Genomic DNA, 21,815 nt, shown 5'->3' with positions numbered 1-21,815 from the left:
GACGGGGTCGTCCGGGGCCGACATGCGATCACCGGTGATCGGCGATGCGATGGAGTCATGGGCACGACCAGACGGACCGGGAGGCGGCTACCCGACCTCTTCGAGTCCACCTGTGACCGCGTGCCCACGGCGACCGCGCTGGAGTGCGGACCGCACGTCCTGACCTACGCCGCCCTCGACGCCCGGGCCAACCGACTCGCCCACCACCTGGTCGGACGCGGCATCGGGACGGGCTCCCGGGTCGCGCTCCTGGTGCCGCGGTCGGTGGACATGTACGTCGCGCTGCTGGCGGTGGGCAAGGCGGGCGCGGCGTTCGTCCCGATCGACCCGGCGGCGCCCGCCGACCGGGTCGCGTTCATCACGGCGGACGCCGGGGTGGACGCGGTGCTGACGGTGGCGGAGCTGGCCGGGTCGGTGGCCGGACGGCCGGCGCCGGTGGTGCGGCTCGACGCGCTGGCCGCCGAGTTGGCCGCCGCGCCCGACACCCGACCGGAGCCGGCGCCGGCCCCCGCCACGGACCCGGTGCCCGGCCGCCCGCCGGCGCCCCCGGGCCCGGAGGCCGACGGCCCCGACGACCCGCTGGCGTACATCATGTACACCTCGGGCTCCAGCGGCCGCCCCAAGGGCGTGGCCATCGCGCACTCCAGCATCTGCAACTTCCTCGACGTGATCCCCGGCGTCTACGACGTGCGCCCCGACGACCGCGTCTACCAGGGCATGACCCTCTCCTTCGACTTCTCGATCGAGGAGATCTGGCCCACCTGGGCGGTCGGCGCGACCCTCGTCGCGGGGCCCGTAGGAGCCGGGACGCGGCTCGGCGCCGAACTGGCCGGCGTGCTGGAGGCATCCCGGATCACGCGGTTCTACTGCGTGCCGACGCTGCTGGCGACCATCCCCCCGGACTGGGAGCTGCCGGCGGTGCGCAGCATCATCGTGGGCGGCGAGCCCTGCCCGGCCCGGCTGGTCGAACGGTGGAGCCGGCCCGGCCGCCGGATGCTCAACACCTACGGGCCGACCGAGACCACCGTCACCGCCACCGTCGCCGAACTCCGGCCGGGCCGCCCGGTGACGATCGGCCGGCCGGTGCCCACGTACACCGCGGTGCTCCTGGACGACCGGCGCCGACCGGTGCCGGACGGGGCGGTCGGCGAGATCTGCGTGGGCGGCCCGGGCGTCGCCCGCGGCTACCTGCGGCGCCCGGAACTGACCGCGGACCGCTTCGTCACGCACCCGCTGGCCCCGCCCGGCGGGCGGCTCTACCGCACCGGCGACCTGGGCCGGCGCACCGCCGACGGGGAGATCGAGTTCCTGGGGCGGGCCGACGACGAGGTGAAGGTGCGGGGCTACCGGATCGACCTCGGCGAGATCGACAACGTCCTGCTGGAGGACCCCGGGGTGGCCGAGGCGGCCACCGCGCTGGTGGCGCTGCCGGCCCGCGCCGACGGGGCGGACGGGGCCGACGACCGGGAGTTGTCCGCGTACGTGGTGCCGGCGCCCGACGGCGCCGGGCAGGGCGGCCCGGCGGACGGGGACGCGCTGGTCGCCCGGCTGCACCAGCGGCTGCGGCACCGGCTCCCGGCCTACATGGTGCCGCCGTTCCTCGACGTCCTGACGGAGCTGCCGGCCCTGCCCAGCGGCAAGGTGGACCGCCGGCGGCTGCCCGCACCGACCGGCCGGCGCCTCGGCGTCGGCGGCCAGGTGACGCCGCCGCGCGGCGCGTGGGAGGCGCGGGTGCGGGACGTGTGGGCCGAGGTCTTCGGCATGGGCCCCGACGCGCTGTCCACCGAGGCGGACTTCTTCGACGACCTCGGCGGGCACTCGCTGCTCGCCGCGCAGGTCGTGTCGTTGCTGCGCAGCCGCGACATCGCCGCCGGCGCCGCCCTGCGCGACGTCTACGCCCATCCGACGGTGCGCGGCCTGGCGGCCCACCTGGGCACAGCGGGGGCCGGAGTCGGGGTCGGGGTCGGGGTCGGCGGCGGGTCGGCCGGTGCGGGGGCGGGGAGCGGTGGCCGGGCGGCGGGCGGCGGCAGCGGTGCCGGGGCCGTCGGCGAGGTGCCGGTCCGGCCGCGCCCGTTGCGGCCGGGGCGGGCCCGGATAGCCGTCGCCGGCCTGGCCCAAGCCACCCTGATCTACCTCCTGCTGTTCGTCCTGACCCTGCCGCTGGCCACCGTCTTCAGCTGGGCGAACGGCGACTTCACCAGCCAGGACCCGCTCCCGCTGCGGCCCGTACTGGCCGTGCTGATCAGCTACTTCGGCGTCCGCTGGCTGCTGCCGGTGGCCCTCGCCCGCCCGCTGGCGGCCGGCATCCGCGCGGGCCGCTACCCGTTGTGGGGCGCGACCTACCTCCGCCTGTGGGCGCTCGCCCTCCTGCTCGGCGTCAGCCCGTTGCCCGCGCTGAGCGGCTCGCCGCTGATGGGGCGCTACCTGCGGCTGCTGGGCGCCCGGATCGGCCCGCGCACGACCATCGCCACCGGAGTCGTCCCGCTGCCGTCGCTGCTCCGGATCGGCGCGGACGCCGCGATCGGCTACGGCGTCACGCTGCGCGCCTGGCGGGTGGCGGACGGCTGGGTGACCGTCGCCCCGATCGACATCGGGCCGCGCGCCTACGTGGGGGCGCACGCGGTGCTGGAACCCGGCGCCCGGCTGGCGGCGGGCGCCGGCCTCGGCGAGCAGTCGGTGGTCGGGCAGGGGGAGGTGGTGCCGCCCGGTGCCCGCTGGGCCGGCTCCCCGCCCGCCCCGGTACCGGCCCTGGACCCGCACGTGGAGGACATGCTGCGGGCCGGCGGCACGACCGAGCCCGGGCGGGCCCGGCACGTCGCCGCCGCGGTGCTCGGCGTCGCCTTCCTCGAACTCCTCACCCTGGGCGCCCTGGTGCCGGGCGCCGCACTGGTGTGGTGCGTCTGGCTGGCCTGGGGCAGCGGCCCGGCCGTCGCGGTCACCCTGGTCCTCGCGGCGCCGCTGTACGTCCTGACCGTCTGTGCGGCGATCGCCTGCGGCAAGCGGCTGGTGCTGCCCCGCACCCCGGTCGGCACGCACCCGGTGCGCTCCGCCCTGGGCGTGCGCAAGTGGCTCTCCGACAAGCTGCTGGAGTCCAGCCTCACCTTCACCAACTCCCTCTACGCCACCCTCTACACCGTCCCGTGGCTGCGGCTGCTGGGCGCCCGGATCGGTCCCGGCGCCGAGGTCTCCACCGCCTCCCACCTCGATCCGGACCTGCTCACCCTCGGCGAGGGCAGCTTCGTGGCGGACATGGCGGGGGTCGGCGGCGCGGCGTTCGCCGGCGGCCGGGTCACCTGCCACCGCACCGAGGTCGGGCGCCGCGCGTTCCTCGGCAACGCGGCGTACCTGCCGGCCGGGACGCGGACCGGGTCGGGGTCCCTGATCGGCGTCGGCACCGTCCCACCCGGCGACGACGTGCCGCCCGGCACCTCCTGGCTGGGCTCCCCCGCCATCCACCTGCCCCAACGCCAGAGCAGCGGCACCTTCCCCGAGGAGCTGACCTTCCGCCCCACCCGGCAGGCGGTCCGCCGCCGCCTGGCCATCGAGTACCTGCGCGCCACGATGCCGGCGTCCCTCCTGGGCGCCGCCACCTTCCTGTTCCTCCTCGCGCTCACCGCCGTCGCCCGCGCGCCCTCCCGGACCGTCCCCCTCCTCCTCGCCCCGCTCCTGCTGATGGCCAGCGGCCTCGCCGTCGTCGGCGCCTGCGCCCTGCTCAAGCGCCTGGTGATCGGCCGCTACCGGCCCCGCACCGAGCCGCTGTGGAGCTGGTTCGTGCGCCGCAGCGAGTTCGTCACCGGCCTGTACGAGGCGGCCGCCGTGCCGGCCGGGCTCGCGCCCCTGACCGGCACCCCGTTCCTGCCGCCGGCGCTGCGGCTGTTCGGCGCCCGGATCGGCCGCCGGACGTGGCTCGGCACCACCTTCCTCACCGAGTTCGACCTGGTCGACATCGGCGACGACGCGGCGATCGGCGCCGGCGTAAGCTTGCAGACGCACCTGTTCGAGGACCGGGTCATGAAGATGTCGAAGGTCACCGTCCAGGCCGGCGCGTCGGTCGGCAGCCGCTCGGTCGTGCTCTACGACGGCGTCGTCGGCGAAGGCGTCTGGCTTGACGCGCTCTCCCTGGTCATGAAGGGCGAGTACCTCACCCCCGGGACCGCGTGGCGCGGCATCCCCGCCCAGGGCCTGGCCCTCGGCGTCGGCACGCGCCCCTCCCCCGAGTTGACCCCGCACCCCACCAGCCCCGCACGGTGAGCGCCATGTCTCCCCCCACCCGCATCCTCGACTCCGTCCGCCGGGCCTTCGGCGCCCGCACCGAGCCACCGCCCCCGCCGCTGCCCGCACCGGGCGGACGCCGCCTGGCCCTGGTCTACCGCGGACCGGCCGCCCGCCCCGCCGGCTGCTCCGAGGCGGTCGCCGCACTGTTGACGGCCGGCCCCTGGGACCTCGACGTCCGCTACGCCGGCCCGTCCGAGGACATCCCGCTCTCCCTGACGTCCCTGGCGCACGCGCACCTCTACGCACAGCCCGGCGGCGGTTCGCTCGGCCCCGCCTACCGCCGGCTGCGCAAGCACGGCGACGAGATCCGCGCCTACGTCCAGGGCGGCGGCCGCTACCTGGGCTTCTGCCTCGGCGGCTACCTGGCCGGCGACGACCCGGGCTTCGACCTGCTCCCCGGCGACACCGACCAGTACATCGTCACGCCCGGCGCGACCGTCACCCACGACGGCGACACCGTCGTGGAGACCCGGTGGCGCGGCCTGCCCCGCACCGTCTACTTCCAGGACGGCCCGCACTTCCTCCTCGACCCGGGCGCCGACGCCACCGTCCTGGCCACCTACCCCAACGGCACCGTCGCCGCCGTCGTCGCCCCCTGCGGCGCCGGCAAGATCGCCGTCGTCGGCCCCCACCCCGAGGCCACCGACGACTGGTTCCTGGACGAGGGCCTCCCGGTACACCGCACCCACGACCTGGCGGTGGACCTGGTGGACGAACTGCTGGCGGACTGAGCGGCCCACCGAACGCCCTTGACTCGAAGCCGAGTTGAGGCCCCGGTACGCCGGGAACGACGCCGGGCGGAGCCGTCGATGACGGCCCCGCCCGATTTCACCACGCCACCGAGACGGCTACTTCTTCGAAGTGTTCGTCAGCCAGGGCTTCCACACGTCGGGGTGTTCCGCGACCCACTTCTTGGCCGCCTCGTCGGCCGGGAGGCCGTTGGAGGCGATCATTTCGGAGACCTCGTTCTGGTCCTTCTTGTCCCAGTGGAACTTCTTCAGGAACTGCGCCGCGGAGCTGCCGCTCTTGGCGAAGTCGGTGTTGAAGTACTTCTGCAGCGGGGTGGTGGGGTACGCGCAGTCGATGGACTGCGGGTCCTTGGCCCCCTTCGCCGCGCAGGCGTCGCTGTACGGAGGCAGCTTGACCTCCACCATCGGCACCTGGTTGAAGAGCCACTGCGGTTCGTACCAGTAGGAGAGGAACGGCTTCTTCTGCTTGGCGAACTGCTGGATCTGGGTGATCTGGGCGGCCTCGGAGCCGGCGAAGACGACCTGGTAGTCCAGGCCGAGGTTCTTCACCAGCGCCTTGTCGTTGGTGACGTAGGACGGCGAACCGTCCATCAACTGGCCCTTGTCGCCGCTCTCCGAGGTGCGGAGCTGCTTGGCGTACTTGTTGAGGTTCTTCCAGTTGGTGACCTCGGGGTGCGCGTCCGCCCAGTACTTCGGGACCCACCAGCCGATGTGCCCGGTGACGCCGTTGCCGCCGCCGGCGGTGATGGTCTTCTTGTCCTGGACGTAGCGCTTCTCCTGGTCGGGGTGGCCCCAGTCCTCCAGGATGGCGTCGACCCGGCCCTGGCTGAGCGCGTCCCAGGCGGGGATCTCGTCGACCTGGACGGTGTCGACGTGGTAGCCCAGCTCGTGTTCGAGCAGGTACTTCGCCACCGCGACGTTGGCCTGGGCGCCGACCCAGGTCTGCACGGACAGGGTCACGGACTTGGACCCCTTGGCCGCGGCGAACGGGGACGCCTGCTTGGTCATGTCGGCCTTGCCGCAGGCGGACAGGGACACCAGCAGGGCACCGGTCGCGGCCGTGGCGGCCAGCGCCCTGGTCAGCATCCGGGTGCGTGTCGGAGTGCGGGACATGGTCAGGCTCCCTTCCCGGTCGTGCGCCGTTCCGTGGGCTGGGTGACCCGGTCGAGCATCAGGCCCAGGCACACGATGGCGACGCCGGCGACCAGGCCGATGGCGAGGTCGCCGGTGGCCAGGCCGGTTACCACGTCGTAGCCGAGGGCCCCGCCGCCGACCAGACCGCCGATGATGACGACGGCCAGCACCAGGACCACGCCCTGGTTGACGGCCAGCAGCAACGCCGGCCGGGCGAGCGGCAGTTGGACCTGGCGGAGGGTCTGCCAGCGGGTGGCGCCGAGCGAACGGGCGGACTCCATGGCGCCGGGGTCCACCTGGCGCAGGCCCTGGGTGGTGATCCGGATGACCGCCGGCAGCGCGTAGACGACCGCCGCGGCGGCGGCCGGCGCACGGCCCACCGCGAACAGCGCCACGACCGGGATCAGGTAGACGAACTGCGGCATGGTCTGCATGACGTCCAGGACCGGGCGCAGCACCGTCTCGAAACGCTTGCTGCCGGCCGCGAGGATGCCGACGCCGACGCCCAGCACCAGGGTGACCACCAGGGCGGCCAGGACCTGCGAGAGGGTGTCCATGGACGGCTTCCACACGCCCAGCACGCCGATGGCGGCCATGGCCAGCACGGCGGTGAGCGCGGTGCGCCAGGTGCCGATGAGCCAGGCGAGGGCGGCGACGACGAGCAGCACGCCGTACCAGGGCAGGGCGGTCAGGCCGTCCCGCAGCGGGTTGAGGACCCAGTTGGTGAAGTGCGCGGCCCAGTCGGCGGTGCCGCCGACGACCGGGACGCCGGAGTAGAGGTGGTTGACCATCCACTCCTTGACGTCGTTGACCGGCCGGGCGATGGCGAGCGTGGCGCCGGCGGGCCAGATGGTGGAGCCGGCCAGTCGACCGACGAGCGCGACCACCGCGGTGATCGCGGCGATGCCGGCCCAAACGGGCCAGCCGCGCAGCAGCCGGGGGCCGGCGGCGGTCGGGGCGGCGCCCAGCTTCTCGCCGGCCGCTGCGGTGGTGCGGTCCATGACGATGGCCAGCAGCACGATCGGGATGGCGGCGGCCAGCGCGGAGCCGACGTCGACCGAGGCGAGCGCCTGGTAGACGCGGTCGCCGAGGCCGGCGGCGCCGATCATCGAGGCGATCACGGCCATGGACAGCGCCATCATGATCGTCTGGTTGACGCCGAGCAGCAGTTCCTTGCGGGCCAGCGGCAGGCGCGCGGTGAGCAGCCGCTGGCGTCCGGTGGCGCCGAGCGAGGAGACCGCCTCCAGCACGCCGGCGTCCGCGCCGCGCAGGCCGAGCGCGGTGAGCCGGGCCATCGGCGGCGCGGCGTAGACCACGGTGGCCAGCAGCGCGGCGGGCACGCCGATGCCGAAGATCAGCACGACCGGCAGCAGGTAGGCGAAGGCGGGGAGCACCTGCATGGTGTCGAGGACCGGGCGCAGGATCTTGAAGAGCCGGGGGGACAGGCCGGCGGCGAGGCCGAGCAGCGCGCCGACGACGACCGAGGCGAGCACCGCCACGATCATCAGGGCCAGCGTCTGCATGGTCGGGACCCACATCCCCAGGGCCCCGCTGACCAGGAAGGACACCAGCGCGACGGCGGCGATGCGCAGGCCGGCGACGCGCCAGGCCAGCAGCGTCACACCGGCCGTCACACCGGTCCAGCCGAGTGCGAGCAGCAGCAGGTAGACGCCGCGGACGGAGAGCACCACGGCGTTGCTGAGGTGGCCCAGGACGTAGACGAACAGCCAGTTGCTGTCGCGGTTGTCGATGATCCAGTTGCTGGCGTGGTCGAGCGGTCCGGAGAGGTCCACGGTCAGCGCGGTGGGCCAGGCGCCGCCGGGCCAGGCGGCCGCGGCGAGCGGGACGAGCACGGCCGCGGCGACGGCGAGCAGCAGGAGCTTGGCGAGGCCGCGGCGGCGCAACAGACCCTGGAGAGGTCCGGGCTTCCCGGCGCCGAGCACGCCGGCAGTGGTGGGGGGTGCGGCGGTGCTCATGCGCGGCCCCGCTTCACGGTGCCGGCCGCCACGTTCAGCGCGGCGGCCCGCTGGGCCTGGCGCCACTGGCGCAGGAGGGCGGCGCGCAGGCGGGCCCGGGGGCTCGCGGCGGGCGGGCGGGTGGCGACGGCGCGGGCGGCGCCGCGGTGGGGTGCGGCGGCGTACATCAGGCGGCCACCTCCCCCGACGCGTCGTGGTGCGGCTGGGATATCCGGGCCACGACGTTCAGCAGGCAGGCGCTGTCCACGACGCCCAGGCAGCGGCCGTCGTCGACGATGCGGGCCGGGCCGCCGGAGCGGGCCACCGCCTCGATGGCGTCGGAGATCAGGGTGTCGGGGGCGAGCGCGGGGCCCGCCTCGGCCTCGCCGGCCTCGGCGGGGCGCATCGCGCGGCGGACCGTCAGCACCTGCTCGCGCGGGACGTCCCGGACGAAGTCGCGGACGTAGTCGTCGGCGGGCGAGCCGACGATCTCCTCGGGGGTGCCCAGCTGGACGATCTGCCCGTCGCGCATCAGGGCGATCCGGTCGCCGATCCGCAGCGCCTCGGCCAGGTCGTGGGTGATGAAGACCATGGTCCGCCCCTCCTCGCGGTGCAGGCGGACCACCTCCTCCTGCATGTCGCGCCGGATGAGCGGGTCGAGCGCGCTGAACGGCTCGTCGAACAGCAGGACTTCGGGGTCCACGGCGAGCGCGCGGGCCAGGCCGACCCGCTGCTGCTGGCCGCCGGAGAGCTGGCCGGGGCGGCGCTTCTCCAGGCCGGCCAGGCCGACCTTGTCGACCATCTCGGCGGCCTTCTCGCGGCGTTCGGACTTGCCCATGCCCTGGATCTCCAGGCCGTAGGCGACGTTGTCGACGACGGTGCGGTGCGGCAGCAGGCCGAAGTGCTGGAAGACCATCGCGGCCCGGCGGCGGCGCAGTTCGCGCAGCGCGGTGCGGTCCATGGCGCGGACGTCCTCGCCGTCCATCTCCAGTACGCCGCTGGTCGGCTCGATCAGCCGGGTCAGGCAGCGGACGAGGGTGGACTTGCCGGAGCCGGAGAGCCCCATGACCACGAAGACCTCGCCCTTGCGGACGTCGAAGGAGACGTCGCGGACGGCGGCGGTGCAGCCGGTCTGCTCGCGCAGCTCACGGGCGTCCAGTTCGGCGACCGAGGCGTCCTCGGGGATGCGTTCGGCCTTCGGTCCGAAGACCTTCCACAGGTGGCGCACGGAGAACACCACGGGCTGCTCGCCCGCGCCGTCCGCGGCCGAACCCGCCGGGTCCTTGCGGGGGTTGGGGACGGAAGTCGCGTCGACGGAAGAACCGGTCATCACGCATCACCCCCCTGGGTCGGGGCCTCGACGAGCAGTTCGGCGCACTTCTCCCCCACCATCAGCACGCCGATCATCGGGTTCACCGCGGGCATCGTCGGGAAGACGGAGGCGTCGGCGATGCGGATGCCGGACAGGCCGCGGATCTTCAACTCCGGGTCGACGACGGCGAGCCGGTCGTCCTTGGCGCCCATCTTGCAGGTGCCGGCCGGGTGGTAGACGGTGTGCGCGGCCTTGCGGACCAGTTCGCTGATCTGCGCGTCGTCGGTGACCTCGGGGCCGGGGAAGACCTCCCGCTTGAGCCACTTCTTGAACGGCTCGGCCTGGGCGACCTTGCGGGCCAGCTTGATGCCGTCGACGAGGGTCTGCCCGTCGTAGTCGCCCTCGTCCTCGAAGTACTTGAAGTCCAGGGCAGGCTTGACCTCCGGGTCGGCGGAGGTCAGGTAGAGCCGGCCGCGGGCGCGGGACTTGGGGATGTTGGGCGTCATCGAGACGCCGTGCTCGGGCCGCTCGTAGCCCAGTCGCTCCGGGTTGTCGGTGAACGGGATCTGGTAGAAGTGGAACATCAGGTCCGGGCCCTTGTGGTCCGGGTCCCGCTTGATGAACAGACCGGCGTCCGAGTCCATCGCGGAGTTGCCGGGCAGCGGCCCGTTGGTCTCCCAGACGATGACCGACTCGGGGTGGTCGATCAGGTTCTCGCCGACGCCCGGCAGGTCCAGGACGCACTCGATGCCCAGCGCCTCCAGGTCCTTCCTGGGGCCGATGCCGGAGTGCATCAGCAGCCGCGGGGTGTCCACCGCGCCGGCGCACACCAGCACCTCGCGGGCGGCCTCGACGTAGACCTCCTCACCGTCCTTGGTGCGGACGTGGACGCCCTTGGCGGTGGTGCCGTCCAGCTCCAGCTTGTGTGCCCAGGTCTCCAGCATCAGCGTGAGGTTGGGCCGGTCGCCGGCCTCCATGTGGGGGTGGAGGTAGGCGACGGAGGCGGAGGACCGCTTGTTGTTCTCCGGGTGGTAGGAGAGGTCGAAGAAGCCGACGCCCTCGTCGAAGGGCCGGTCGTTGAAGCCGACGACCTCCGGGACGCCGAGGGCGGTCTTCGTCGCCTCGATCCAGTCCGTGGCGATCTGGTTCTGGTCCTTCTTGGCCACCCGCACGATGTTGTTGCGCAGCTTGCCGTAGTAGGGGTCCATCGCGTTCGCGCCCCAGCCGGTGGCGCCGGCCGCCTCCCACTCGTCCCAGTCCGACGGCAGCGGCTTGAAGGAGATCAGGGTGTTGTGCGAGGAGCAGCCGCCGAGGACCTTGGCGCGGCTGTGCAGGATGTGCGAGTTGCCGCGGGGCTGCTCGGTGGTCGTGTACTCGTAGTCCAGGTCGCCGCCGAGCAGTCCGAGCCACTTGCGCAGCGTCAGGACGTCCTCGCGGTCGATGTCGGTGGGGCCGCCCTCGATCACGGCGACGGTGACGTTCGGGTCCTCGGTGAGGCGGGAGGCGATGACGGATCCGGCAGTGCCACCGCCGACGACTACGTAGTCGTACACGGGCATGGGGGGTGCTCCTTACTGCGAAGTGCGCGCGGGGCCCGGGCGGCGCGCGCCCGGGCCGGGGACGGACCGGTCAGCCGGCGAACCAACGGACGGGCTGGGGCCGCAGGTTCTCGTAGACGTGCTTGCCCTCCCGGTACTCGTCGAGTCCGGACGGACCGAGCTCGCGCCCGATGCCGGACTTCCCGAAGCCGCCCCATTCGGCCTGCGGGAGGTAGGGGTGGTAGTCGTTGATCCACACGGTGCCGTGCCGCAGTCGGGCCGCGACCCGGCGGGCGCGGGCGGTGTCGGCGGAGAAGACCGCACCGGCCAGCCCGTACTCGGTGTCGTTGGCCAGCGTGACGGCCTCGTCCTCGGTGGTGAAGGTCTCGACGGTGAGGATCGGCCCGAAGGTCTCCTCGCGGACGACCTTCATCCCGCGGTGGCAGCCGTCCAGGACGGTCGGCCGGTAGAAGTAGCCGCCGGCCGGCCGGACGTCGCTGGGCTCGGGGCGGGCGCCGCCGCTGCGCAGGTTGGCGCCCTCGGCCAGTGCGGAGGCGACGTACGCCTCGACCTTGTCCAACTGCTGCTGGGAGACCAGCGGGCCGCACTCCACGCCCTGTTCGGTCCCCCGACCCAGCTTGATCTTCTCGGCGCGGCGGGCGAGTTCGGCGACGAAGCGGTCGCGCACCGACTCCTCGATGATCAGCCGGGCGCCGGCCGAGCACACCTGCCCGCTGTGGATGAACGCCGCGTTCAGCGCCTGGTCGACGGCGGTGTCGAAGCCCTCGTCGGTCGCGCAGGCGTCGGCGAAGACCACGTTGGGGTTCTTGCCGCCCAGCTCCAGGGCGATCTTCTTGGCGCCGGAGACCGCCGCCGCGCCCGCCTTCGTGCCGCTGGCCAGGCCACCGGTGAAGGAGAACAGGTCCACGTCCGGGTGCTCGGCCAGCCGCTGGCCGACCGGCAGCCCGGCGCCGGTGACGATGTTGGCGACGCCCGCCGGCAGACCCGCCTCGACCAGCAGCCGGACCAGGTGCACCGTGGAGAGCGGGGTGACCTCGCTCGGCTTGATGACGAAGGTGTTGCCGGTCGCCAGCGCCGGCGCGACCTTCCAACTCGCCTGGAGCAGCGGGTAGTTCCACGGGGTGATCAGCGCGCAGACGCCGACCGGCTCGTGCACCACGACGCTGTGCACGTCCGGCGAACCGGCGTCGACGACCCGGCCGCCGCTCTCGTTGACGACGAGGTCGGCGAAGTAGCGGAAGGCGTTGGTGACGTCGTCGACGTCGACCCGGCCCTCCTCCAGGGTCTTGCCGGTGTCCCGGCTCTCGATCAGGGCGATCTGCTCGCGGTCGCGCTGGAGCAGGTCCGCGACCCGGCGCAGCAGTGCCGCCCGCTCACCCGCGGAGGTGCGGGGCCACGCCCCCGTGCCGCCGTCGAAGGCCGCCTTGGCTGCCGCGACCGCCGCGTCGGCGTCCTCGGCGCCGCCCTCGGCGACCACCTGGAGCGTTGTGGCGTCGGCAGGGTCCAGGACCTCGCGCGTGGCACCGGATGCAGCCGCCCGCCACACCCCGCCTACGTGAATGGTCTCGTTTGTCTCAGTTACCGACACGACGTCCTTCTGCCTTCCACTTTCCGGTGAGTTGCGCCGGCGGTCCGGGCTGCTCCGGTGTTCATCACTGGTTCAACCTCTGGCCCACTAGCAACGGGGACCCCTAACCCAATGCCCCGGTCCTATGCCCAAACATTCATCGAAAGTGACCCGAGTCACCCAAAGCCGCCCGACAGCTCCACATGCGCCCGAATGGACCGGAAAGTACGCTGAATAGCCTTATGCCCACCGGGGAGCCTTTCGGAGGGCCCACCGCGGTCCCCGGGAGCCCCTCCCGTACCGGAGGTGCCGAGATGCCCCGCAGACACCGCTCCCGCACCGCGCTGACCTGTGGCGCGGCCGGTGTGGTCCTGATCGCCACCTGCGCCGCCGCGGCACCCGCCGACGACCCCGGCGACGAGGGCGACCTCGCCGGCAAGACGGCGCAGCAGATCTCCGACGACGCCCTGCACGCCCTCCTCGGCGCGCAGTCGCTGCGGCTGCGCACCGCCAGCTCCACCGACGCCACCAAGCTCGACCTCACCCTCGACCGGGCGGGCAACTGCGCCGGCAACGTCAGCAAGGGCCCGCAGGGCCGGGTCGACCTGATCAAACGCGGCAAGGACGTCTGGCTCAAGCCCGACGCGGCCTTCTGGAAGAGCCAGCTGCCCGGCGACGAGGGGACCACCGCGGCCCGGAACTACGAGGGCCGGTTCCTGCACGGCACCACCGACGACGCGTTCCTCCAGAGCATCGCCACCGCCTGCGACCTCACCGCCTTCCAGAAGTCGGTCGCCCCGCAGTCCCCCGCGCCCCAGGACCCGTCGTCGCCCGCCACCTCCGCCGTCACCCTGAGCAAGGGCCGCCCCACCACGCACGAGGGCACCCGGGTGCTGCCCGTCGTCAAGAAGGTCGGCGACGCCACCCAGACCGTCTACGTCGCGATCCAGGGCACGCACTACCCGCTGAAGCTCACCACCCAGGTCGACGGCGAGAGCAGCACCGTCCTGCTCAGCAACTACGACCGTCCGGTCCCCGCACACACCCCACCGCCCGGCCAGACCGCCGACATCTCCGTCCTGGAGGGCGGCGTCCACTCCGCGTGAGTCGACACCCCACGTGACGCTCGCACATACGTATCGTTGAACCGTGCGGCTCCCCGCATCCCGCGGCGGAGCGGGGAGGAGCGGCACGATGACCATCAGCCGTGAGCGGACCGACAGGATCGAGATGGCCGAGCCCGGTGAACTGACGTTGGACCAGCTGTTCGAGCGGCCCCCGTCCACCTCATCGTCGGCTACGTAGGCCGCTGCCGGGTCTTCACGCACCCGCAGGACGGCGAGTACAAGCGCGACCTCACCCTCGCCTACGGCGAACCGATCGACCTCACGGACGCCGTCCTCGACCTGACCCTCCCCACCGACGAATTCCCCCGCGACTGACGGCCGGCCCGGCGAGCCGCCCCCGGCCGTCGGACGGTGCGCGAGACACTGCCGCCATGGCGAGCAAGGCACCCAAGGCAGTTCTCCAGGGCGGTCCCGAGGGGATCACCGAGCGGATCGTCGACGTCGATCCCACCGGGGGCGACCTGAAGGTCCCCTACCGCGGCGGCTTCGAGCACTTCCGGCCGACCCCGCGGCAGTGGGACACCGCCGACGGCCGACTGCCGGTGTACGAGTGGTGGGAGCGCACCGAACTCCCCGGCTAGCCGGGGCCAGCGGTGGTGCGACCCGGGGTGGCCGGGCCGCACCACCGCTCACGCGCGCGGCCCGAACGACTCCAGGGCGATCCGCTGGATCGTCTCCTGCTGCGGCCAGTCGGACTCCGGCCCCAGGACGAGGACCGCGAACTGCCGGCCGTCGGGGACGGTGAAGGCGCAGTCGACGGCCTGCACGCGCAGGCCCAGCCGGTCGCTGTCGTAGGCGTAGGTCAGGACCGCACCGTCGCTGCCGCCGGGGCCCCGGCGCGGCGCGATGCCGAGTTCCTTGTAGCCGGGATTGCCGGAGAGCCCTTGGGACGCCTGCTCCAGCGCCTGCCGCGGGGTGAGGTCGGGCTCGGTGATCTGGAAGACCTGGAGCAGGCTGCGGGTGTCCGGCGAGGTGTAGAAGACGCCGGTGGAGCGGACCTCGCGCTGCCAGCCGTCGGGGACGGCCAGCGTGAAGCCCTTGTCGTCGTGGACCAGGCGGTAGCCGCCGGGGACGGCACCGGTGGCGGACGGATCGGCGGTGGGCGTCGCGGTGGACGTACCGGGGCCGGTCGGGGCGGCGGTCGGGGCGCTGCTCGCCGCGGCCGTCGGACGGCCGGCGGGCGGGGCGTCCGGGCCGCGCCCCCACAGCAGGTAGGCGCCGCCGGCGCCGGCCGCCACGACGGCGGTCGCCGTGGCGGCGATCAGGACCCGGGTCCTGCGGTGGCCGGCCCCGGCGGGCACCGACGCCCCCGCGACGTCGTCCGCGCCGGGGGCGTACGGCGGCCCGGGCGGGTACGCGGGCGCGGCCGGGCCGGTCTGGTCCGGGCCCGCCGCGCCCGGTGGTGGCGGCGTGGCCGGGCGGGGCGGCGTGGGGCCGGTGTAGGGGCGGACGGGACGCGGGGGGCCGGTCTCCCAGGACTGGGTGTCCGGGTTCCAGTGCGGGCCGGGTCCGTCGGGCACGGCGGGTCAGCCCCCCACGAGCGCGGCGACCGCCTGGACCACGGCGGCGCCGGACGCCAGCAGGCCCACCACCGCACCGGCGTCCGACAGCGCGCCGCGCAGCCGGGCCAGCCGGCCGGGAGCGGCGGCACCGGCGCGAGTGATCTCCTCCTCAGTGTCGGCGAGTTCGGTGCTCAGCGCCTGCACCTCGGGGGTCTCCACGGCCCGCGCGAGGTCCTCGCGCAGGGTGCGGACGGCCCGCAAAAGTTCCTCGTGCGCCGGGTCGACGGCGGGCGCGCCCGGCCCGCCGGCGTGATGGGTGACGGTGTTGTGGTCGCCGATGGCGAAGGCGCCCTGGACGCTGCCGATGTGGATGCCGTTGCCGGATGCGTCAGCTGATGTCACGTCAGGAGCTGCCCTTCGGGGAGGCGGAGTCGCTCTGGGGAGCGGGATCGCCGTGGTGGGTGAGGGTGTTGTGGTCGCCGATGCCGACGGCGCCCTGGGCGGACTCGACGTAGACCCCGCCGTCCGCGACGTGCACGATCCGCTGCTCGAACTCGGCGGTCTGGTAGCCGGCTTCGTGCAGGGCGCCCTTCACCCCGGCCGCCACCCGCTGTTGCACGGTCTTGAGGTAGCGGGCCACGTCCATCTGCTGGAAGAGCGACGCCTCGTCGTCGGAGCCCAGCTCCCGGACGGCGGTGGCGGGGCCCTCCGGGAGGGCGGCGCCGTGGCCTTCGGTGGCCGAGCCCCAGCCGCCGCCCAGGGCGCGCGCCAGGGTGAGCAGCGCGTCGACCGCGGCGCGGGGGCTGTGGGTCAGGGCCCACATCGCCTTGCCGAAGTGGTGGTGGTGGCGGTACTGGTGGGCGATGCGGTCGGCGTTCTGGAAGAGCGGCCGCAGCGGCCACAGGACGTGCGGGGCGACCTCCATCATCAGCATGCCGCCCTGGGTGTGGACCCGCACGAAGACGGTGGTGACCACGCCCTCGTGCCACCCGCCGACCCGGATCCGCAGGAAGTGCCGGCGGGTCTCGCCGCCCTCCTCCAGGGCCGCGGCCCGGTGCGTCTCGAAGGTGGCGGGGTCGTACGGCGCGGCGGCCCGGGTCGCCAGGCCGTCGACGGGCAGGAAGACGCACTGGTCGACTTCGAGGGCGCGCAGCCGGTCGCGGACCGCGCCCGCCACCGCCGGAGAACCGGACGGCACCCGCAGCGCCTCGACCAGCGGGACGATCCGGGCGAGGATCTCGCCGTTGTCCAACGGCACCGCGGTGGCGTCGGCCCGCGGGACCAACTCCACCGACAGCGACCAGGGCTTGAACGGCTCCCCCGCACCGCAGAACGGGTCGCCGGGGCGGTACATCACCAGCGGCCCGTGCTGCTCGATCCGCACCCGGTCGCGCAGCCGATGGAAACGGAGGCCCTCGGCCCGCTCGGCCGGGTCGGACACCACGTCGGGGAAGTCCTCCCGGGACAGCTCGCGGGCGAGCACGCGGGCGAACTGGCCCCGCTGGAGCGTGACGAGCACCGCCACCGCCACCGGCACCAGCAGCGCCACCCAGACCGCGAAGAGCCATGCCAGGCCCGCGGCCGTGCTGCCGGTCCCGCCGATCGGATCGCTCCAGGCGTCAGCGGAGGACGAGTCGGTCAGCCCGGAGTCCGAGAGCAGCGAATCGACCAGGCCGACCGGTGAGAGCACCGACAGGAAGCCGGGCAGGGACGCGCTGAAGGCCATCACCGCCAGCGCCAGCACGAAGAAGGCCAACGAGAGCCGGCCGTACCAGCGCAGGAGGAAGGAGCCCAGCCGGGCCGGCCACGCGGTCGACAGCCCGTGGACGAACCGCCCCAGCCCCAGCATCACCACCGGGAGCGCATAGCCCCACGCCAGCCCCCGGGACAGCACGACGCCCACCACCCAGGTCAGCAGGATCGCCGCCGACCAGCCCCGTTCGAACCGGCGGGCGCGCAGGGCGTGGGCCAGCACCCGGGCCGCGTCGATGCCCAGGGACGGCGCGGCGAACCGCTCCTCGTGGACGTAGAGCTCGTCGATGACGGCGTCGCGGTAGGCGTCGTCGAGGTAGGTGCCGGCGCACAGCAGGCGCGTGGCCTCACTGGCCCCGGGCGGGACGGCGGGGAGCGGTGCGGGCGCCGGTGCGCCCGCGGATTCCTTGTGCAGCCCTGGCCCTGCGGCCTGCTCCCCCGGCTGCGCGGGCACCTCGTTACTGGTCATCGGCCTCCCCCGTACCTGCCGCCCGTGCCAGTGCGTGTTCGTCACAACGCACCGGCGCGGCGCCGCTGTTCCGCCGGCGCGCACCGTCACCCGGACGTGTGAAAGGACCGCAGCATAGAGGACCGGGGACCGCACTGTCAGCGCGTCGTCACACCCGACCCGGCCGCCAACGGGCCGAGCCCGCACGGTCGTTGGACCGTACGGGCTCGATGGGGTGGTGCGGCAGGTGCCGGCGCCGGCTCAGATCAGGCCGAGACCACGGACCGCGTCGCGCTCCTCGACCAGCTCCTGGACGGAGGCGTCGATGCGCGTGCGGGAGAACTCGTTGATCTCCAGGCCCTGGACGATCTCGTACTTGCCGTCCTTGGTGGTGACCGGGAAGGAGGAGATCAGGCCCTCCGGGACGCCGTAGGAGCCGTCCGAGGGGATGCCCATGGAGGTCCACTCGCCGTCGGCGGTGCCGTTGACCCAGGTGTGGACGTGGTCGATGGCGGCGTTGGCGGCCGAGGCGGCCGAGGACGCGCCGCGGGCCTCGATGATCGCCGCGCCGCGCTTGGCGACGGTCGGGATGAAGGTGTCGGCCAGCCACTTCTCGTCGTTCACGACCTCGGCGGCGTTCTTGCCGGCGACCGTGGCGTGGAAGACGTCCGGGTACTGGGTGGCCGAGTGGTTGCCCCAGATGGTCAGGCGGCGGATCTCGGACACCGGGGTGCCGGTCTTCTGGGCGAGCTGGGTGACCGCGCGGTTGTGGTCCAGGCGGGTCATCGCGGTGAAGCGCTCGCGCGGCACGTCCGGGGCGGCGGCCTGGGCGATCAGCGCGTTGGTGTTGGCGGGGTTGCCGACGACCAGGACCTTGATGTCGTCCGCGGCGTGGTCGTTGATGGCCTTGCCCTGCGGCTTGAAGATGCCGCCGTTGGCCTCCAGCAGGTCGCCGCGCTCCATGCCCTTGGTGCGGGGGCGGGCGCCTACGAGCAGGGCCACGTTGGAACCGGCGAAGGCCACGTTCGGGTCGTCGGTGATGTCGATGCCCTGGAGCAGCGGGAAGGCGCAGTCGTCCAGCTCCATCGCGGTGCCCTCGGCGGCCTTGAGGCCCTGCGGGATCTCCAGGAGGCGCAGCTTGACCGGCACGTCCGCGCCGAGCAGCTGACCGGAGGCGATGCGGAAGAGGAGGGCGTAACCGATCTGGCCGGCGGCGCCGGTGACGGTGACGTTGACGGGAGTGCGGGTCATGGCGATCTCCTGCGCGGTATTCCGGGGGCAAGCCCCTGGACCACCTTGGGTGGCGGTGGGTGTCCCTGCCCATCTATCGAGGTCTCTTGGTATCGAGAGACCCGGCCGTCAGGCTATCGGACCCCCGCCCGACCCACGTGACGGGCCGGTGTGGGACACCTCACCGGCGCCGACGCGGGCCCCGACCGGACCACCTGGGGGACCGCCTCGCGTGGGTGGCCGGGCGGAGCGGTCCGGTCGGGCCGCCGGCCGCCCGCACCTGGAGGGGGAGCGCGGGCGGCCGGCGGTTGTGCCACACCCGTGGGGGGTGTGGTCCGCATGCCCGCGATCCGGGAGGGCAATCCCCCTTCCGCCACGGCGGCCTTGCCCAGAGGGCGAATCCCGGCCAGTCGTAGGGCCGTCCGGTGACGGGCTCGGGCCGGCGCCGTCGCGTCGTGCCGCCCGGCGCCCCGGAAGCGGCCGGCGCCGTCGAGGTTCGCGCAGGTCAGGGCAGCGACGCAGGCCGGGCGCGGGCACCGGCGCGGCCGCCGGGCGCCCTCGGGGCGATGGTCGCCGCGCCGCCGGCGGTCCGGTGCGTGCGGGGCGGTGCGCGGCCCGCCAAAGCGGTCCGGAACTCGTCGTCGAAGACCTCCCCGGAGGCCCCCGGAAGAGGCCCCGGAACGGTCGCGGGACCCTCGCGAGCGCCCTAGCGGACCGTGAAGTGGACGATGTCGTCCAGGAGCGGGAGGTGGATCCACGGCCTGGGCTGCACCATCATCGCCAGGATCACGATCACGAAGCCCAGTCCGCCGTACGTGATCATGTCGGTGAAGCGGGAGCGGACGGCGAGCATCCCCACCGAGGGCAGCGCCCACCGCAGTGCCGCGCCGGCCAGCAGCGACAACCCGATCACGATCGAGCCGATCCGGAACGCGTCCAGCGCGACCAGCAGCAGCCCGAGGGCGACCCCGCCCAACACGGTGAGCAGCGGCCACTGTCGGGCCGGTGCCGGATGGTCGCCCGAAGCGGCCCGGCCGCCGCCCTCGGGGCGGGCGGTGTCGCGGGTCAGCTGCGGAAAGCGGCGCGAGGTGCGCTGCGGCTCGGACGCACCCTCGGAGTGCGCTTCGGCAGCCATGTCTGGCGGTCAGCCCCTTCCGGGTCGAGGGCGTCGAGGACGGTGTCCACGACGGTGGCGAGGTCGGTGCGGTGCGGCGTCGGCCGCGCGGGACGGCGGCCGGGCGGGCCGTGCGGCCCCTTCCAGGCTCGCACGCCCCGGCCGGTGGGTGGGCGGGCGCCGGGCCCGCCCCGGGCTAGCGCCGGGCGGCGATCCCGGCGGCGCGCTCGGCCGCCTCGACGACGTTCACCAGCAGCTGGGCGCGGGTCATCGGGCCGACGCCGCCCGGGTTGGGGGCGACCCAGCCGGCGACCTCGGCGACGCCCGGGTGCACATCGCCGACGATCTTGCCGTTCTCGTCGCGGCTGACGCCGACGTCCAGGACGGCCGCGCCGGGCTTGACGTCCTCGGGCTTGATGATGTGCGGCACGCCGGCCGCGGCGACGATGATGTCGGCCTGCTTCAGGTGCGCGGACAGGTCGCGGGTGCCGGTGTGGCACTGGGTGACCGTGGCGTTCTCCGACTTGCGGGTCAGCACCAGCGGCATCGGGCGGCCGATGGTGATGCCGCGGCCGACGACCACCACGTGCGCGCCCTTGATCTCGACCTCGTGCCGGCGCAGCAACTGGACGATGCCGTACGGGGTGCAGGGCAGCGGCCCGTCGATGCCGAGGACCAGGCGGCCCAGGCTCATCGGGTGCAGCCCGTCGGCGTCCTTGGCCGGGTCCATCAGCTCCAGGACGCGGTTGGCGTCGATGCCCTTGGGGAGCGGGAGTTGGACGATGTAGCCGGTGCACTCCGGGTTCTCGTTGAGCTCCCGGACGACGTCCTCGATCTCCTCCTGGGTGGCGGTCGCCGGCAGTTCGCGCTGGAGGGACGCGATGCCCACCTGGGCGCAGTCCCGGTGCTTGCCGTTGACGTACCAGCGGCTGCCGGGATCGTCGCCGACCAGCAGGGTGCCCAGGCCGGGGGTGACACCCTTGGCCTTCAGCGCCTCCACGCGGGCGGTGAGCTCGGACTTGATCGCGGCGGCGGTGGCCTTGCCATCCAGAATCTGGGCAGTCATGCCCCCCATCCTCCCGGATGGGGGCTCCTGTGTTCCAATCAGGGCGCGCGGGCGGCAGTTGTCCGGAAATGATCATTGCGGTTGCACAAAGGCTGACCGCCTTGACTGGACAGAGCGAATCCTCACCTAGAAGGATTGACGCCGCAGTGCCGCAGGCATCGTCGGGGGCGGGCCATGAAACAACCTGTTTTTCCTCCGAGTCACGCCGCGTCGTCCCCCACTGACACCAACGGAGGAAAGCAACACCATGAGCTTCGGTGACCCGAACAACCCGTACGGCCAGCAGCCGCCGCAGGCCCCCCAGGGCCCGTACGGCCAGCAGCCGCCGGTCCCGCCGCAGGGCGGTCAGCCGGGCTACGGCTACCCGCAGCAGGGCGCTCCGCAGCAGCCCCAGCAGCCGTACGGCTACCCCCAGCAGGGCCAGGTCCCGCCGCAGGGTCAGCCGGGCTACGGCTACCCGCAGCAGGCGGCGGCCCCGTACGGACAGCCGGGGATGCCGGGCATGCCGGGGATGCCGCAGGGCTACGCGAGCTGGGGCGCGCGCGTGGGTGGGGCGCTCATCGACGGTCTGATCGTGGGCGCGCTGCCGGCCATCCTGTACATCATCGCGGGCGTCATGGCGGCCAGTTCGGTCAGCTCGGCCACGCCGGACTACTCCCGTTGCCAGCCCGGCGACTACACCTGCCTGCAGGACGCGGCCAACACCGCCGTCTCGTCCAGCACGCCGGTCGGCGCCCTCGTGCTCATGGGTCTCGCCTGGCTGATCGGCCTGGCGGGCATCATCTTCGTCCTCATCAAGGAGGGCCAGGGCCAGAGCCCGGGCAAGAAGGTGGTCGGCATCCGTCTGGTCAAGGAAGCCACCGGTCAGCCGCTCGGCTTCGGCATGGCGCTGGTCCGCAGGATCTGCCACTTCCTCGACAACATCTGCTTCATCGGCTACCTCTGGCCGCTGTGGGACGAGAAGTCCCAGACGTTCGCCGACAAGGTCGTCGGCACCGTGGTCGTGCGCAGCCAGTAACGCCGCA

Annotated in this window: 17 protein-coding genes; 5 read left to right on the top strand and 12 right to left on the bottom strand. The window is 73.6% G+C overall.

The genetic code is table 11. The annotated features are described in order from the left end of the window. The first annotated feature begins 57 nt into the window (after positions 1–57). On the top strand, positions 58–4,251 hold the full coding sequence (locus ABD385_RS17735; RefSeq protein ID WP_344576825.1) for a Pls/PosA family non-ribosomal peptide synthetase: 4,194 nt from the start codon (positions 58–60) through the stop codon (positions 4,249–4,251). Between the two features lie 5 nt (positions 4,252–4,256). Further along, the gene (locus ABD385_RS17730; protein ID WP_344576822.1) at positions 4,257–5,006 is read left to right on the top strand and encodes a BPL-N domain-containing protein; all 750 of its coding nucleotides are present in this window, start codon (positions 4,257–4,259) and stop codon (positions 5,004–5,006) included. Between the two features lie 117 nt (positions 5,007–5,123). On the opposite strand, the gene ABD385_RS17725 is transcribed toward ABD385_RS17730, so the two are convergent. From ABD385_RS17725 to ABD385_RS17700, 6 genes are all read right to left on the bottom strand, one after another. Then, positions 5,124–6,137, bottom strand: coding sequence for an ABC transporter substrate-binding protein (locus ABD385_RS17725; RefSeq protein WP_344576819.1), 1,014 nt, complete (start codon positions 6,135–6,137; stop codon positions 5,124–5,126). Positions 6,138–6,139: 2 nt separating this feature from the next. Next, positions 6,140–8,134, bottom strand: coding sequence for an ABC transporter permease subunit (locus tag ABD385_RS17720; protein ID WP_344576817.1), 1,995 nt, complete (start codon positions 8,132–8,134; stop codon positions 6,140–6,142). Further along, entirely contained in the window at positions 8,131–8,301 is a 171-nt protein-coding gene (locus ABD385_RS17715; protein ID WP_344576815.1) for a hypothetical protein, read from the bottom strand. The genes ABD385_RS17720 and ABD385_RS17715 overlap by 4 nt, the downstream gene beginning before the upstream one ends. Further along, positions 8,301–9,443, bottom strand: a complete 1,143-nt coding sequence (locus tag ABD385_RS17710) for a quaternary amine ABC transporter ATP-binding protein (RefSeq protein ID WP_344576812.1) — start codon at positions 9,441–9,443, stop codon at positions 8,301–8,303. The genes ABD385_RS17715 and ABD385_RS17710 overlap by 1 nt, the downstream gene beginning before the upstream one ends. Then, the gene (locus ABD385_RS17705) at positions 9,443–10,984 is read right to left on the bottom strand and encodes a GMC family oxidoreductase (protein WP_344576811.1); all 1,542 of its coding nucleotides are present in this window, start codon (positions 10,982–10,984) and stop codon (positions 9,443–9,445) included. Before ABD385_RS17705 ends, ABD385_RS17710 begins: the two co-directional genes overlap by 1 nt. Before the next feature lie 70 nt (positions 10,985–11,054). Then, on the bottom strand, positions 11,055–12,530 hold the full coding sequence (locus tag ABD385_RS17700) for an aldehyde dehydrogenase family protein (RefSeq protein WP_344577097.1): 1,476 nt from the start codon (positions 12,528–12,530) through the stop codon (positions 11,055–11,057). 335 nt (positions 12,531–12,865) lie between these two features. Between ABD385_RS17700 and ABD385_RS17695 the strand changes: the two genes are divergently transcribed. Both ABD385_RS17695 and ABD385_RS17690 read left to right on the top strand, forming a co-directional pair. After that, positions 12,866–13,657, top strand: coding sequence for a hypothetical protein (locus ABD385_RS17695; RefSeq protein WP_344576809.1), 792 nt, complete (start codon positions 12,866–12,868; stop codon positions 13,655–13,657). Between the two features lie 392 nt (positions 13,658–14,049). Beyond that, positions 14,050–14,259 (top strand): DUF5988 family protein, encoded by a 210-nt coding sequence (locus tag ABD385_RS17690; RefSeq protein ID WP_344576807.1) that lies wholly within the window; start codon positions 14,050–14,052, stop codon positions 14,257–14,259. Positions 14,260–14,307: 48 nt separating this feature from the next. Here ABD385_RS17690 and ABD385_RS17685 read toward each other — a convergent pair whose 3' ends face one another. From ABD385_RS17685 to ABD385_RS17660, 6 genes are all read right to left on the bottom strand, one after another. Next, positions 14,308–15,198, bottom strand: coding sequence for a hypothetical protein (locus tag ABD385_RS17685; RefSeq protein ID WP_344576804.1), 891 nt, complete (start codon positions 15,196–15,198; stop codon positions 14,308–14,310). A gap of 6 nt (positions 15,199–15,204) precedes the next feature. Then, positions 15,205–15,582, bottom strand: coding sequence for a hypothetical protein (locus ABD385_RS17680; protein ID WP_344576802.1), 378 nt, complete (start codon positions 15,580–15,582; stop codon positions 15,205–15,207). A 1-nt stretch (position 15,583) separates the two neighbouring features. After that, entirely contained in the window at positions 15,584–17,401 is a 1,818-nt protein-coding gene (locus ABD385_RS17675) for a hypothetical protein (RefSeq protein WP_344576800.1), read from the bottom strand. 240 nt (positions 17,402–17,641) lie between these two features. Beyond that, entirely contained in the window at positions 17,642–18,631 is a 990-nt protein-coding gene (locus ABD385_RS17670) for a malate dehydrogenase (protein ID WP_344576798.1), read from the bottom strand. A gap of 685 nt (positions 18,632–19,316) precedes the next feature. Then, positions 19,317–19,745 (bottom strand): DUF3017 domain-containing protein, encoded by a 429-nt coding sequence (locus ABD385_RS17665; protein ID WP_016570521.1) that lies wholly within the window; start codon positions 19,743–19,745, stop codon positions 19,317–19,319. Positions 19,746–19,920: 175 nt separating this feature from the next. Next, complete coding sequence (locus tag ABD385_RS17660; protein ID WP_344576795.1) at positions 19,921–20,790, bottom strand: bifunctional methylenetetrahydrofolate dehydrogenase/methenyltetrahydrofolate cyclohydrolase; 870 nt, start codon at positions 20,788–20,790, stop codon at positions 19,921–19,923. 247 nt (positions 20,791–21,037) lie between these two features. Between ABD385_RS17660 and ABD385_RS17655 the strand changes: the two genes are divergently transcribed. Next, complete coding sequence (locus ABD385_RS17655) at positions 21,038–21,808, top strand: RDD family protein (RefSeq protein ID WP_344576794.1); 771 nt, start codon at positions 21,038–21,040, stop codon at positions 21,806–21,808. Positions 21,809–21,815 lie beyond the last annotated feature (7 nt).

Source organism: Streptomyces lunalinharesii (assembly GCF_039532155.1).
Lineage (GTDB): Bacteria > Actinomycetota > Actinomycetes > Streptomycetales > Streptomycetaceae > Streptomyces > Streptomyces lunalinharesii.
This window is presented reverse-complemented; position numbering and strand designations above follow the sequence as displayed.

Excerpts from the sequence above, each read along its gene's own strand:
- ABD385_RS17735 (WP_344576825.1), top strand. The coding sequence starts at position 58 with ATGGGCACGACCAGACGGACCGGGAGGCGGCTACCCGACCTCTTCGAG.
- ABD385_RS17730 (WP_344576822.1), top strand. The coding sequence starts at position 4,257 with ATGTCTCCCCCCACCCGCATCCTCGACTCCGTCCGCCGGGCCTTCGGC.
- ABD385_RS17725 (WP_344576819.1), bottom strand. The coding sequence starts at position 6,137 with ATGTCCCGCACTCCGACACGCACCCGGATGCTGACCAGGGCGCTGGCC.
- ABD385_RS17720 (WP_344576817.1), bottom strand. The coding sequence starts at position 8,134 with ATGAGCACCGCCGCACCCCCCACCACTGCCGGCGTGCTCGGCGCCGGG.
- ABD385_RS17715 (WP_344576815.1), bottom strand. The coding sequence starts at position 8,301 with ATGTACGCCGCCGCACCCCACCGCGGCGCCGCCCGCGCCGTCGCCACC.
- ABD385_RS17710 (WP_344576812.1), bottom strand. The coding sequence starts at position 9,443 with ATGACCGGTTCTTCCGTCGACGCGACTTCCGTCCCCAACCCCCGCAAG.
- ABD385_RS17705 (WP_344576811.1), bottom strand. The coding sequence starts at position 10,984 with ATGCCCGTGTACGACTACGTAGTCGTCGGCGGTGGCACTGCCGGATCC.
- ABD385_RS17695 (WP_344576809.1), top strand. The coding sequence starts at position 12,866 with ATGCCCCGCAGACACCGCTCCCGCACCGCGCTGACCTGTGGCGCGGCC.
- ABD385_RS17690 (WP_344576807.1), top strand. The coding sequence starts at position 14,050 with ATGGCGAGCAAGGCACCCAAGGCAGTTCTCCAGGGCGGTCCCGAGGGG.
- ABD385_RS17675 (WP_344576800.1), bottom strand. The coding sequence starts at position 17,401 with ATGACCAGTAACGAGGTGCCCGCGCAGCCGGGGGAGCAGGCCGCAGGG.
- ABD385_RS17670 (WP_344576798.1), bottom strand. The coding sequence starts at position 18,631 with ATGACCCGCACTCCCGTCAACGTCACCGTCACCGGCGCCGCCGGCCAG.
- ABD385_RS17665 (WP_016570521.1), bottom strand. The coding sequence starts at position 19,745 with ATGGCTGCCGAAGCGCACTCCGAGGGTGCGTCCGAGCCGCAGCGCACC.
- ABD385_RS17660 (WP_344576795.1), bottom strand. The coding sequence starts at position 20,790 with ATGACTGCCCAGATTCTGGATGGCAAGGCCACCGCCGCCGCGATCAAG.
- ABD385_RS17655 (WP_344576794.1), top strand. The coding sequence starts at position 21,038 with ATGAGCTTCGGTGACCCGAACAACCCGTACGGCCAGCAGCCGCCGCAG.